8 protein-coding genes are annotated in these 13,266 nt (G+C 74.6%); 1 reads left to right on the forward strand and 7 read right to left on the reverse strand.

What is annotated here, in order from left to right; genetic code table 11:
• Positions 1-4: 4 nt before the first annotated feature.
• The 7 genes from ACZ4EF_RS09275 to ACZ4EF_RS09305 all read right to left on the reverse strand — a co-directional run bounded on the left by ACZ4EF_RS09275 (position 5) and on the right by ACZ4EF_RS09305 (position 11,696).
• Entirely contained in the window at positions 5-3,832 is a 3,828-nt protein-coding gene (locus ACZ4EF_RS09275) for an SDR family NAD(P)-dependent oxidoreductase (protein WP_467503629.1), read from the reverse strand.
• A 9-nt stretch (positions 3,833-3,841) separates the two neighbouring features.
• Positions 3,842-4,597: an ABC transporter permease gene (locus tag ACZ4EF_RS09280; RefSeq protein WP_355341399.1), complete on the reverse strand. Its 756-nt coding sequence runs from the start codon at positions 4,595-4,597 to the stop codon at positions 3,842-3,844.
• A complete protein-coding gene (locus tag ACZ4EF_RS09285; protein ID WP_355341396.1) occupies positions 4,587-5,525 on the reverse strand; it encodes an ABC transporter ATP-binding protein in 939 nt (312 codons plus the stop codon). The genes ACZ4EF_RS09280 and ACZ4EF_RS09285 overlap by 11 nt, the downstream gene beginning before the upstream one ends.
• Positions 5,526-5,628: 103 nt before the next feature.
• Positions 5,629-8,349 carry an AfsR/SARP family transcriptional regulator gene (locus tag ACZ4EF_RS09290; RefSeq protein ID WP_355341393.1) on the reverse strand — a complete coding sequence of 907 codons (2,721 nt, stop codon included), beginning with the start codon at positions 8,347-8,349 and terminating at the stop codon, positions 5,629-5,631.
• Positions 8,350-8,411: 62 nt separating this feature from the next.
• Positions 8,412-9,683 (reverse strand): pyridoxal-dependent decarboxylase, exosortase A system-associated, encoded by a 1,272-nt coding sequence (locus ACZ4EF_RS09295; protein WP_355341390.1) that lies wholly within the window; start codon positions 9,681-9,683, stop codon positions 8,412-8,414.
• On the reverse strand, positions 9,680-11,425 hold the full coding sequence (locus tag ACZ4EF_RS09300; protein WP_467503632.1) for an acyl-CoA ligase (AMP-forming), exosortase A system-associated: 1,746 nt from the start codon (positions 11,423-11,425) through the stop codon (positions 9,680-9,682). Before ACZ4EF_RS09300 ends, ACZ4EF_RS09295 begins: the two co-directional genes overlap by 4 nt.
• Positions 11,418-11,696, reverse strand: a complete 279-nt coding sequence (locus ACZ4EF_RS09305) for a phosphopantetheine-binding protein (RefSeq protein ID WP_355341384.1) — start codon at positions 11,694-11,696, stop codon at positions 11,418-11,420. The genes ACZ4EF_RS09300 and ACZ4EF_RS09305 overlap by 8 nt, the downstream gene beginning before the upstream one ends.
• A gap of 350 nt (positions 11,697-12,046) precedes the next feature.
• On the opposite strand from ACZ4EF_RS09305, the gene ACZ4EF_RS09310 reads away from it, so the two are divergent.
• Positions 12,047-13,126 (forward strand): helix-turn-helix transcriptional regulator, encoded by a 1,080-nt coding sequence (locus ACZ4EF_RS09310; RefSeq protein WP_355341381.1) that lies wholly within the window; start codon positions 12,047-12,049, stop codon positions 13,124-13,126.
• Positions 13,127-13,266: the final 140 nt, after the last annotated feature.

The raw sequence follows: 13,266 nt of genomic DNA on the forward strand, positions 1-13,266 counted from the left end.
GGTGTCAGCCCTCCACGAAGGACGCCAGACGGCGGACGGTGAAGTGCTCCAGCAGGTCGGTCGGGGCGAGGTCGCACGAGAGGGCCGCGCGGATGCGCGCCGAGAGCTCGACGGCGACGAGCGAGTGACCGCCCAGTTCGAAGAAGCCGTCATCCGCGCCGATTCCCTCCACCGCCAGGACCTGGCCCCAGATCTCCGCCAGCGCCGCCTCCGTGCCCTCGGCGGGCTCGGCGTACGGGGTGCGCAGCTTCGGCCGCGCGTGGCGCTGCCCGTCGTCGGCGGCCCGCTGTTCCGCCGACGTGCCGTCGCCGGTGACCCACTGGGCGAGCCGCGGGGCGAGCGGCCCGGAGGAGATCACCACATGGGCGAGCCGGTCGGCCGCCGCCAGCGCGCGCTCCAGCAGGGTCAGGCCCTCCGGCACCGCCATCTCGTAGGCCCCGGCGGCCGGATCGCCGTGCGCCTCACGGCGCGCCGCGTCGGTCGCCCAGGTGTCCCAGTCGACGGTGATCCAGCGGCCCTCGCCGCGCAGCCGGGCCCTGCGGGCGTACGCGTCCAGCGCCGCGTTGGCCGCGGCGTGCGGACCGAACGTGACGCCGCCGAGCACCGCGGACAGCGAGGACACGGTGATCCTGCGGTCCTTGGCGCGGTCCCCGAGGACCGCCTGGAGGGTGTGGAAGCCGGCCACCTTGGGGTGCAGGTGCGCGGCGCGGTTCTCCCGGTCGGACAGGTGGGCGATCTCGAACCGGCTCGGGTCCCGCGTACCGGCCGCGTGCACCACCGCGTCGATGCCGCCGAACCGCTCGTCGGCCGCCCGGACGACGGCCCGCATCGCCTCCTGGTCGCCGACGTCCGCGCCCATGGCGATCACCTCGGCGCCGCGCGCTTCCAGATCCAGCACGTTCCTGAGGTGCCGGGCGACCCGGTCGTCACCGGCCGACAGCTCCGGCCAGCGCTCACGCGGCGGGAGTCCGCCGCGCGAGGTCAGCACCAGACGGCAGCCGTGGCTCTCCGCCAGGTGCCGGGCCAGGGCCAGGCCGACGTCGCCGAGACCGCCGGTGATCAGCACCGTCTCGCCGTCGCCGAACACCGGACGCGCGGGGTCGGTCTCCTCCAGCGGGTGCGGCTGATAGGTCCGCGCCCACAGGTCGCCGGCCCGGACGGCCGAAGGCCCTTGGTGCGGGTGGACGATCGCGGCCAGCGTCTGGTCGACCGCCGCCGGTGTGCCGGCGCCCTCCGCCGGGTCCAGGTCGAGGTGACGGCACGACAGATGCGCGTTCTCCTGGCCGATGGTGGGGGCCAGCGCGGCGAGCGCAGCGTGCTCCGGATGCCGCAGATCGGTGCCGGTCACGGAGACGGCCCCGGCGGTCAGCAGGGTCAACTCGGCCTGCGCGGGCTCGGATTCGGCGGCCAGCACGCCGACCAGGCCGAGCGCGGAGTGCGTTCCCCGCTCCTGCTCCGCGGTGAAGTGCCCGGCGCCGTCGCCCTCGGGTGAGGCGAGCGAGAAGCCGTGCACGAGCGTGCGGGGCGCGACGAATTGCAGGGCCAGCAACTCTCCCAGATCCTCCGGGTGTTCGACGCGTACGGTGAAGTCCCCCGCCGCGTCCTGCCCGAACTCCCCGCCGGGCCTCGCCGTGACGACCTCGGCGCCGGCCGCCGCCAGCCGGCGTACCAGCGCCTCGGCGCGCTCCTCGGCGGCCAGCACCAGCCACGGCCCGGCCGCGCGCAGCCGCTCGTCCAGATCGCGGGTGGGCAGCGGGCGTTGCCGCCATGCGGGCAGATACGACCACTGCGCGAGGTCGTCGACACGGCCCTCGGCCGGCGGCTTCTCACCGCGGGCTCCCGGCCGCGCCTCCACCCAATGGCGGGTGCGGCGGAAGGGGTAGGTGGGCAGTTCGGCCCGCCGTCCCTCGCCCTTGTGCAGCGCGGCCCAGTCTATCGCGGCGCCCGCCAGCCACAGTCGGCCGACGGTGGTCACGAGCCAGCGCGCCGCCGACCCGGAGGGAGCGTCGGCCTCGGGGGCGACGGTGACGGTCTCGACGTGCCCGGTCCCGGTGTCACCGGCGGCCCTGATCCGCACGCCGATCGCCCGCAGTCCCTGTTCCAGGACGGCGGAGACGGCAGGGGAAGCGCCGCCCTCGGGGGTTCCCGGCAGCAACGCGGCCGCCGCGGAGGCCAGTTGGGACCGCCAGTCGGCCGGTGCCCGCTCCTCCTCGGCCAGCACCACGGCCGGGTCGTGCCGGGTGGTCTCGCCGTCCACCCAGCGGCCGGGGTCGCCGAGCGCGGCGACCGCGTCCTGGAGGTCGTCGCAGACCACGAAGCGGCGCAGTGCGAAGTGCCCGCGCGAGACCTGGAGGGTGTAGGCGACGTCGGCCGGGTCCAGTTCGGGGTGCGCGGCCAGGTGGCCGCGCAGCCGCTCGGTGACCTCGTCGAGCGCGTCCTGGTCGCCCGCGGAGAAGGCCAGCAGGTGCGGTCCGGGCACGGCGGCGCGGGCGGTACGCGGCGGGGCCTGCTCGATGACGACGTGCGCGTTGGTGCCGCCCATGCCGAAGGAGCTGACTCCGGCCCGGCGCGGCTCGGGACCGGCCGGCCACGGCTGATTGTGCGGCAGTACGGTGAAGCGGTCGGAAGCGGCGGCCAGCGCGGGGTTGGGCTTCTCGAAGCCGGGGATGGCCAGCCGTACACCGTCGCGGACGCCGAGCGCGGCCCGGATCAGGCCGGTGACGCCGGAGGCCCGGTCCAGGTGGCCGACGGCCGGTTTGGCCGAGCCCAGCACGATCGGTGTCTGCGGTGTCGTCTGGAACACCCGTGACAGCGCGGTCAGTTCGATGCCGTCGCCGAGCGCGGTGCCGGTGGCGTGGCACTCCACGTAGCCGACGGACTCGGGCTTGACGTCGGCGACGTTCAGCGCGGTACGGATCACCGCGGCCTGTCCCTCGACGCCCGGTGCGGAGTAACCGACGCGCTCCTGACCGTCGTTGTTGACCGCGGAGCCCAGGATGACCGCGTGGATCACGTCGCCGTCGGCGAGCGCGTCGGTCATCCTGCGCAGCGCGACCACGCCGACGGCCGCGCCCATCACCGTTCCGTCGGCCGCCGCGTCGAAGCTGCGGACCGTGCCCTGCGGCGAGGTGATGCCGCCCGGGTGGTACATGTACCCGGTCGGCTGCGGCAGCGGCAGGAAGGCGCCGCCCGCCAGGGCCAGATCGCTCTCGAAGGTCAGCAGGCTCTGGCAGGCCAGGTGCACCGCGACCAGCGACGTCGAGCAGAAGGTCTGCACGCTCAGGCTCGGACCGCGCAGGCCGAGCTTGTACGCCACCAGGCTGGTGAGCGAGTCCCGTTCGTTGCCGACCGCGACCAACTGGCCGCCGCCGGGCTCGTCCATGACGTGCGCGACGTTGTCGAGCAGGTAGTCGGGGAAGGCGGAACCGCCGAAGACGCCGACCTGTCCCGGCGGGGCCACCGGCGGGTAACCGGCGTTCTCCAGCGCTTCCCAGGAGCATTCCAGGAAGAGCCGGTGCTGCGGGCCCATCGTCTCCGCCTCGCGCGGCGAGAAGCCGAACGCGGCGGCGTCGAAGTCGGCGATGCCGTCGACCGGCCCGCCGACCCGTACGTAGTGGGGGTCGGCGGCGGTCCGCGCGGAGACGCCCGCCGCGGCCAGTTCCTCGTCGGTGATCTCGCGCAGGCCGCTGACACCGGCCAGCGCGTTGCGCCACAGCGTGGCCACGTCCGGGGCGCCGGGGAAGCGGCCGGCCATGCCGACCAGGGCCACCGCGGAATCGTAGGCGTCGTACGCCTCGTCGGTCTCGTCCGTCTCGTCGGGTATGTCAGACACGATGTCTCCTCACAGCAGGTGGCTGCGGCCCCAGCCGCGAGAGAGCCGGTAGGTGGCGAAGGCGCCGCAGGCCACGCCGATCGCCAGGCAGACCAGCGCCGGGCGCAGCATCCGCGAGGCGTCGCCGTCGATGGCGGCGTGCAGCAGGGACATCGCCCAGTAGCCGGGCGAGGCCGGGGCGATGTGCTGGGCCCAGGCGGGCATCAGGCTGACCGGCACCAAGGCGCCGCCGAGCGCGCTGACCAGCATCGCGCCCAGGTCGGAGACCATGCCGAGGTCGCCGCGGCTGCGGACGACCGTGGCGAGCGCCGTGCCGAGGGCGAGCAGGGTGAAGCCCCACACCGCGACGGCCAGCATGATCCAGCCCAGGGTCGGCGGGACCGGCAGCCCGATCACCAGGCAGCCGAAGATCAGCAGCACGCTCTGCTGGAGCAGCAGGATCACGAAGGCCGGTACGGCCTTGCCCAGCAGGAGCTGGGCCCGTGAGGCGCGGGTGACGCGCAGCCGGTCCCAGGTGCGCCACTCGCGCTCGACCATGATCGAGTTGCCCACGATGGAGAGCGCGAAGACCGAGAACATCACCAGCGGCCCGGTGACCGCCTGGAGCGTGCCGGTCTTGAGCGCGGTCACGTACAGCGGTTTGAAGACCAGCATCAGCAGCATCGGCATCGCGATGTAGCTGATGAGCTGTCCGGGGTCGCGCAGCCGCAGCAGGGCGTTGTACTTGGCCATCAGGCCGGACCGGTAGAGGGATTCAGTCGACATCGAGCACCGCCAGGGATCGGTAGAGGTCGTCGAGGTCGGGCTTGCGGACGTCGACGGAGGTGACCGGCTGCCGCGCCTCGTGGAGCAGCCGCACCAGGGCGGCGGTCGGGTCGGTGGTGGACTCGTGGAGTTCGCTGCCGTCGGCCAGGACCACGCGGACCTCGCCGGGCAGGCCCTCCAGGAGCTGCGCGCTGGTGCCGCGGGCGACCACCCGGCCGCGCTTGGCGACGGCGATGGTCGCGGCCAGTTCGGTGAGTTCGGTCAGGTAGTGGGTGGTGTAGACGACGGCGGCGCCGTCGGCGGCGCGGAGCTTGACGGTGTCGAGCAGCGCCTGGCGGGTCTCCGGGTCGGCGCCCGCGGTGGGCTCGTCGAGCAGCAGCAGGTCGGGGCGGTGGATCATGGCGACGGCCGCCTGCGTACGGCGCTGCTGGCCGCCGGAGAGCACACCGGCCGGGCGGTCGAGGAATTCGGTCAGCCGCAGCGCGGCGGACAGTTCGTCGATGGCGGACGTGAGGGCGCGGCGGCGCAGCCCGGACAGGCCGCCGAAGAACTTCATGTGCTCGCGGACGGACAGCGGCGGGTAGAGGGCGATGTTCTGCGGGGAGACCCCGATCCGCCCGCGCGCCTTGGTGGGCTCCTCGCCGCCGATGCGGACGCCGCCGGAGTCGGCCCTGATGAGCCCGGAGACGATCTCGACGAAGGTCGACTTGCCCGCGCCGTTGTGGCCGACCAGTCCGACGATCTCGCCGCGGTGCGCGGTCAGTTCGAAGCCGTCGAGCGCCTGGACCTCGCCGTAGCGCTTGCTGAGTCCGGTCACTTCGAGCATGGCCCGGTCGCTGTCCTCACCGCTCCTGGCGGCCTGCCGGTCCGGCTTCCGCGACGGTTCGTCCCGCACTCCCGCCGGCGGCGAGGGGGTCCTCAAGCTCATTGCTCCTCCTGGGAATCGGTGTGCTGCCAGTGCAGAACGCGGTGGTCAGGACCGGTGGGCGCCGGGGCGGGGCACCCGTACCGCACGGGGTCGGGCGCCCGCGTCACTGCTCCTCCACCGATTCGGTACGCCGGCGGGTGGGGAAGGAGGCCGCCGGGCGGTGGCGGGGGGCCGTGGAGCGGGGGGCCGGGGTGGTACGGGCCGCGGGGGTGCCGGAGCCGCCGGTGCTGGCGGCCAGGCCGTAGCGGCGCTGGGTGGCCGGGACGCCCCAGGCGGAGGTCTCGACCGGCGTCGCGGGCGTCGAGCCCGCGCCGCCGCGGCCGGGACGCGGGGTCCTGCCGTCGGCCGCTGCCCCGGTCTCGCGGGCCAGCCGCTCCAGCGCCTTGCCCGCCGCCTCGCGCCAGGAGTCGGCGCCGAGCCGTTCGAAGGCGCCGAGCGCGCCCCGCAGCCGGGCGGTGGCCTGCTCGTACCGGCGCTCGCGCAGGTCGAGCGTGCCGAGCGAGAACAAGATGGCGGCCTCGCCGAGGGAGTCCCCGGCGCGCTGCGTGGCGCGCAGCGCATCGGTGCCCGCGGCCCGCCAGTCGTCGTGCGCCCGCTGGACCGCGGCCAGCGCTCCGACCGCGACCGCCAGGTGCCAGCACGCCTCGGTCTCGTGGACGTCGGCCGCCTGCCGTACGGCGGCCAGCAGCGACTCGCGCTCGGTGCCGTACCACTCGCCGGGGTCGCTCAACACGGCCCGGAGCATGGGCAGTTCCATCGGCCAGCGGGTGGGGTGGTGGAGTTCGGCGGCCGGGGTGCCGCCCTGGCGCAGCAGCGCCTCGTCGGCCAGCGTCAGCCACGCGCCGAGCAGCCGCCGCCGCGGGGCCGACTCGTCCTGGTCCTCGGCCAGTTCCGCCAGGCACTCGGCGGCGTGCAGCCGGGTCAGGCCGCGCAGCCGGTAGCGGGCGGTGACGCCGCTGCCGCCGACCGGGTCGACCAGCCGGGCGTCGACCAGCGTCTCCAGCACGTCCACGGCCGACGCGGTCGCCACGTCGAGCAGCGGGGCCGCGGCCCACGCGGGGAACTCCGCCGTGGGCAGTCCGCCGAGCCGGGCGAAGAGCTGCCGTGCGGGCGCGGCCAGTTGCTCGTAGGTGCCGCGCAGCGCGGCCCGTACGTCCAGGCCCTGGTGGAACAGCTCGTCCAGCCGGCGGCGTTCGTCGCGCAGCCGCGCGGTGAGCTGGGCCAGGCTCCAGTGCGGGCGGGCGGACAGCCGGGCGGCGGCGGCGCGCAGCGCCAGCGGCAGCCCGTCGCACAGCTCGGCCAGTTCGATCGCCTCGCTGGGCTCGGCCGCCACCCGCTCGCGGCCGGTCATCGCCGCGAGCAGTTCCACGGCCTCGGGGATCTGCGGCACTTCCAGCTCGACGGTGTACGTGTCGGCGGGCGCGGACAGCCGGGCGCGGCTGGTGACGAGCAGACCGCAGGTGGGGGTGCCGGGCACCAGGGGGCGCAGCAGCGTGACGTCGGCGGCGTCCTCGACGACCACCAGCATCCGGCGCTCGGCCAGCGCGCTGCGGTAGAGCGCGGAGCGGCCGTCCAGGGACTCCGGTACGGCGGCGGCGGTGAAGCCGAGCGCCCGCAGGAAGCGTTCCAGGACGTCGGAGACCTCGCGGGGACCGGCGCCGACCGGCAGCCTCGCGTACAACTGGCCGTCGGCGAAGGCCGGGGCGAGGGCGTGCGCGGCCTCGACGGCGAGCGCGGACTTGCCGACGCCCGCGCAGCCGGTGATCACGGCCATCGGCGCCGAGGGCGCGGACAGCCGGTCGGTCAGTTCCGCCAGGACGTCGGCGTGGCCGGTGAAGTCGGTGATCCGGGCCGGGAGCATCCGCGGCAGCGGCAGCGGCGCGGTCGCGTTGACGGTGGCGGGGGCGGCGGTCTGCGGGAGGTCCAGGTCGCCGGAGCCGTTGAGGATGGCCAGCTCCAGCTTGAGCAGCACCGGCCCCGGTTCGATGCCCAGCTCCTCGATGAAGGTGCGCCGCACCTGGTGGTACGCGGCCAGCGCCTCGGCCTGCCGCCCGCAGCGGTACAGCGCGGTCATGAGCTGCACGGCGGGGCGCTCGCGCAGCGGGAATTCGGCGGCCAGCGCGCTGATCTCGCCGAGCACCTCGTGGTGCAGGCCCAGACGCAGCTCGGCGTCCAGGCACTCCTCCAGCACCTCGAAGCGGCGCTCGGAGATCCGTACCAGCTTCGTCTGCACCACGGGGCTGTCGACCTCGGGCAGCGGGTCGCCGTTCCACAGGTCGAGCGCCTCGCGGAAGGCGGCGCGGGCGGCGGCGGGCCGCCCGTCGGCCGCGGCGGCCCGGCCGCGGGCCGCCAGCTCGTCGAAGACGTGCAGGTCCAGCTCGCCGGGGGCGAGGTCGAGGGTGTAGCCGAGGCCGTGCATGCGGATGCGCTTGCCGAGCCCGGCGCGCTCCATCCGCTGGCGCAGCGCCGACACGGCGGTCTGCACCTGGGAGCGGGCGGTCGCGGGCGGGGTGCCGCCCCAGACCGCGTTCACCATCGTTTCGAGTCCCACACCGCGGCCGGTCTCCAGCAGCAGCAGCGCGAGCACGATCTGCTGCCGCCGCGCCGTGACCGCCACTTGCTGCGAGCCGCGCACCTCGAGGGAGCCGAGTACCCGGAACCGGACCGCGGTGCCCACCGGGGCGGCGGGCGCCTGCCCGTCCACGGTGGGCTCACCCGTCAGGTCCGTTGTCGAGTCCGATGTCGAGTCCGCGGGCGGGTTCGCAGCCGGGTCCGGCGTGGGGTCCGCCGTGGCTCTGGCGGGGAGGGGTGATGCGATCGCCATGTCCGTCAGCCTTCCTTGCAACGTGAGGCTCGCGGGGCCCGGTGCCGCCGCGGCGGGTGGGTTCAGATCAGGACTTCGTGCGGTGCCGGATGGCCGAGGAAGCCGACCGGACTGGCCGTCAGGCCGTAGGCGCCCGCCTGGAACACCGCGATGAGGTCGCCGATCTCCGCGTGGGGCAGTGACACGTCCTTGCCGAGCAGGTCGAGCGGGGTGCAGAGGCAGCCGACCACGTCGACCGTCTCGGTGGCCGGGGCGACGGCGGAACCCACCACCGCGATGGGGTAGTTGCGCCGGATCGCGCGGCCCAGGTTGCCGGTGGCCGCGAGCTGGTGGTGCAGACCGCCGTCCACCACGAGGAAGGTGGTGCCGCGGGAGATCTTGCGGTCCACGACCCTGGTCAGATAGACACCGGCCTCGCCGACCAGATAGCGGCCGAGTTCGATGACGGTGCGCGCCTGCGGGAGCGCGGGGCGGATGACGGTGTCGAGGAGCTTGGCGAGGTTCTCGCCGATCGGCCCCAGGTCCAGGGCGCGGTCGCGGGCGGCGTAGGGGATGCCGAAGCCGCCGCCGAGGTTGAGGTAGCGCACCGGTCCCGGCGCGTGCTCGGCCAGTTCCGTGACCAGTTCCACGGTGCCGCGCTGGGCGGCGCAGATGCTCTCGGCGTCGAGGTTCTGCGATCCGGCGAAGACGTGGAAGCCCTGGAAGTCCAGCCCGGCCGCGCCGATCCCGGCGAGCAGTTCCGGCGCCTGTTCGGCGTCCACCCCGAACTGCTGCGGTCCGCCGCCCAGCCGCATGCCCGAACCGCGCACCGCGAAGGGCGGGTTGACGCGCAGGGCGACGCGGGCGGTGATGCCGAGCTGTTCGCCCGCGAGCCGGACCCGGGCCAGTTCCGTGGCCGACTCCAGTTCCACGATGACGCCCGCGGCGACGGCCTGCCGGATCTCGATCGAGGTCTTGCCGGGTCCGGCGAAGCCGATCCGCTCGGCCGGGACGGTGGTGTCGAGCGCGGTGAGCATCTCACCGGCCGACGCCACGTCGAGGCCGTCGACCAGCGTGCTCATGTGGTGCAGCAGCGCGGGCATCGGATTGGCCTTGACGGCGTAATTCAGCTCCACGCCGTCGGGCAGCGCCGCCCGCAGTTCCGCGACGCGGCGGCTGAGCAGGGAACGGTCGTAGGCGAAGAAGGGGGTGGAGCCGACGCGTTCGGCCAGCCGCCCCGCGGGCACCCCGCCGACGGCCAACTCGCCGTCCACGACGGTGAACCGGCCGTGCCGGCCGAAGCCGCCGAAAGCGTCGGCGCCCTCCGCGCCCTGACCCGGTGCCGCGCCGCTCATCGGTTGCCCTCCACGGTCCTGCGCAGCTCGACCCGGTCGAATTTCCCGTTCACCGAACGCGGCAGTTCGTCCAGGACGACCGTGCGGCGCGGCAGCATGTACGGCGGCAGCTCGCGGGCGAGCGCCTGGTGCAGCCGGGCGGTGTCGCAGGCCCCCGCGACGACCAGGACCACGTGCTGGCCGAGCCGTTCGTCGCCGACGCCGAGCGCGACCGCCTCGGTGACCAGGCCGCTGGCGTACACGGCCTCCTCGATCTCGGTGGGGCTGATCCGGTAGCCCGACGACTTGATCATGTCGTCGGTGCGGCCGACGAAGTACAGAAAACCGGCCTCGTCGCTGTAGACGGTGTCGCCCGACCAGACCGCCAACTCGGTGCCGCCGTACGGGACGGCGCCCGGCACCGGGCGGAAGCGTTCGGCGGTGCGCTCGGGGTCGTTCCAGTAGCCGAGGGCCACCAGCGCGCCGCGGTGCACCAGTTCGCCGTGCTCGCCGGGCACGCACGGGGTGCCGTCGGGGCGGAGCACCAGGATCTCGGCGTTGGGGATGGCCTTGCCGATCGAGTCGGGACGGCGGTCGGTCTCGTCCGGGTCGAGGTAGGTGGAGCGGAACGCCTCCGTGAGCCCGTACATCAGATACGGCCGGGCCTGCGGGAAGATCTCGCGGAGCCGGCCCAGGGTGGCGCGGGGCATCCGGCCGCCGGTGTTGGCGAAGTACCGCAGCCGCGCGGTCGCCTCCCGCGGCCACTGCTGGGCGGCCAGTTGCAGCCACAGCGGTGGTACGCAGGTGAGCGCGGTGACGCCGTGGCGGGCGCAGAGCCGTACCACCTCGCGCGGCAGCAGGTAGTTGGTGAGCACCAGGTGGGCCCCGGCGATCAGGGTGGTGGTGAGCTGGCTGAAACCGGCGTCGAAGCTGAACGGCAGCGCGGCCAGCACCACGTCGTCCTCGGTGTGCCCGAGGTAGGAGGCGACGCTCTCGGCCCCGGCGAGCAGATTGCGGTGCGAGAGCACCACGCCCTTGGGGCCGCCGGTGCTGCCCGAGGTGTAGAAGACGGCCGCGACGTCGCCGTCCACGACGGCGTCGGTGCCGGGCACCGGCAGCGGCCCGTGCTCGCGCAGCCGCTCCCACGGCACCGCGGTCCAGCGGTCGTCGGCCGGGAGTACGGTGCCGGTGTCGCCGATCAGCACCAGGTGGCGGACGGTGGTGTCCGGCGGCAGCGCCGCGCGTACGGTCTCCAGCCGCTCGGCGGTGGTGACCAGCGCGGTGACCGCGCAGTCGGTGGTGATACCGGCCAGGTGGCGGCCCTTGAAGAGCGGGTTGACCGGGACGAAGACGGCCCCGGCCGCGGAGACCGCGAGCATCGACACGACGGTCTCGACGCGCTTTTCCGCGTAGACCGCGACGCGGTCGCCGCGCCGCACGCCCAACCGGTGCAGGCCGTAGGCGACTTCGGCGACCTGCTCGGCGAGTTCGCCGTAGCTGACGGTGCGGTCCTTGAAGGTCAGCGCCGGTCGGTGGGTCGCGCCGCGCGCGATCAGCCGGTCCAGGCGGGTCAGCGGCGCGGCGACCCGGCGGGCGGCCACCGCCGCCCCGTGGGGCGCCGTGCCGTTCGTGGACGGCGCACTTGTCGCCGTGCCGTTCGCCGTGCCGTTCGTCGCCGTGCCGTTCGTCGCCGTGCCGTGTGCTGTCGTCCGGCCCGTCGTCGGTTCGCTCACCGCCGACGCGCTCACCGTCGGCTCACTCATGGCCGGCCGCGAGTTCCGGCGTGACGAAGTCGGCGACGGTCGCCCACAGCGAGCCGACCGTGGCGAAGGTCTCCTCGGTCAGCAGCTCGTCGTCCAGCTCCACCCCGAAGTGGTCCTCCAGGTCCGCGAGAAGCTGCACGACGCCCATCGAGTCCAGCCCCAGCGCGGCCAGATCGGCGTCCGCCGTCAGCTCGTCGCCCTCCGCGTACGGCAGGCGGGGCAGCAGGACGTCCTGAAAGGTGCGCGGTATCTCCCGCGTCGTCTCGGCCATGGTGATCGGTCCCCTTGTCTTCGTCCGGTCTTCGTCTTCGTCCGGGGCGCGGGACCCACCCGCGCACAGATGTCACTTGACCGCCGGCCGCTCTCGAACCGCCATCGCAGCGCTCTCGCCCGGCCCCTCGGACGAGGTGACGCGGGTTCCCGGGGCGATGGCGCGGCCCCCGGCGGCGGTCCCCGGACAGTGGGCCGATAGCGGATCGATAGCGCGCCGGGAGCCGGTATCAGGGGGCGGTGAGCGGAACGAGGGCGGCGTGATGGCGGCCCGACGCACCATGGGCGGAGCACGAACGGAACCTGACCCGCCGCGGCACCGCATTGATCCACGAAGGGGAGGCACCCTCCATGCTCACGGGGATATCCGACCTCGCGCCGACACCGGACCGCCCGCCGGAACACCCGCGTCCCGCGGGATACGACCGGCACCCGGCCGGCGGCCACGACAGCGGCGATCTCGTCGCGGTCTACCAGTACGCGACCCGCAGCGGCGCCGTCACCCCCGGCTCGATCGACCTGGTGGCGCTCGAACTCGGTCTGTCCGCGGGGGAGGTGTTCGCCGCCGCCGCACGGCTGGTGGAACTGCGGCTGCTGCGCACCGACGAGACGACCGGCACCGGTCTCGTACCGGTGGACCCGCACTCCGCGGCGACCCAGCTCACCTCGCCGATCGAGCGGGCCATCCTCCAACAGCGCGAGCTGGCCGACCGGTTGCGCGCCAGGATCGACTCCATCGCGGGCGGTCCGGGCGGCGCGGAAGGGCCGCTCGGCGTCATCGACACCGTCGAGGGCGAGGCCGAGATCCGCGGCCTGCTGCGGCTTGCGGCAGGTGACTGCGCCACGGAGGCGATCGTCCTGCGCCCCGGTCACGACGCGCGGATCGCCCCGGACGACCTCTTCGACGCCTGCTACGACACGCTCGGCACGGAGATCGACGTACGGGTGCTCTCGCCGCACCGCGACCGCGCCGACTTCGCCTCCCGCGCCCGCGCCAAGAAGCTGACGGAACGCGGCGCGTCGATCCGCACCATCCGCTCCGTGCCGCAGACGGCGGTGGTCTTCGACCGCGCGCTGGCCGTGGTGGTCACCGCGGGCGAGGCGGGCGGACCGCCCACCGCGCGGCAGGTCCGCGACGAGACGATGATCCGGTGCATGGTCGACATGTTCGACCTGCTGTGGGACGGCGCCGCACCCTTCGCGATGGAGGAGGCGGGCTACGCGGAGGACATCAACGACGACCTCCAGCGCTCCATCGCCCGGCTGATGGCCCAGGGCCTCACCGACGAGGTCGTGGCCCGCCGCCTGGACATGTCGGTCCGCACCTGCCGCCGCCACATCGCGGCCCTGCTGCGCAGCCTGGGCTCGGTCAGCCGCTTCCAGGCCGGCGTCCAGATCGCCCAGCGCCTGTCCCTGGAGGAGGCCGCCTGAACCCGCCCCCCGCACACCCGTCCCCGACCCGCACGGCGGGGGGGGGGGGGGGGGGGGAGGTGGGGGGGGGGGGGGGGGTTGGGGGGGGGGGGGGGGGGGGGGGGGGGGGGGGGGTGGGGGGGGGGGGGGGGGGGAGGGGG

The organism is Streptomyces sp. NPDC025721 (assembly GCF_055558595.1).

Coding starts and splice junctions, on each gene's coding strand:
- ACZ4EF_RS09280 (WP_355341399.1), bottom strand. CDS start 4,597: ATGTCGACTGAATCCCTCTACCGGTCCGGCCTGATGGCCAAGTACAAC.
- ACZ4EF_RS09285 (WP_355341396.1), bottom strand. CDS start 5,525: ATGAGCTTGAGGACCCCCTCGCCGCCGGCGGGAGTGCGGGACGAACCG.
- ACZ4EF_RS09290 (WP_355341393.1), bottom strand. CDS start 8,349: ATGGCGATCGCATCACCCCTCCCCGCCAGAGCCACGGCGGACCCCACG.
- ACZ4EF_RS09295 (WP_355341390.1), bottom strand. CDS start 9,683: ATGAGCGGCGCGGCACCGGGTCAGGGCGCGGAGGGCGCCGACGCTTTC.
- ACZ4EF_RS09300 (WP_467503632.1), bottom strand. CDS start 11,425: ATGAGTGAGCCGACGGTGAGCGCGTCGGCGGTGAGCGAACCGACGACG.
- ACZ4EF_RS09305 (WP_355341384.1), bottom strand. CDS start 11,696: ATGGCCGAGACGACGCGGGAGATACCGCGCACCTTTCAGGACGTCCTG.
- ACZ4EF_RS09310 (WP_355341381.1), top strand. CDS start 12,047: ATGCTCACGGGGATATCCGACCTCGCGCCGACACCGGACCGCCCGCCG.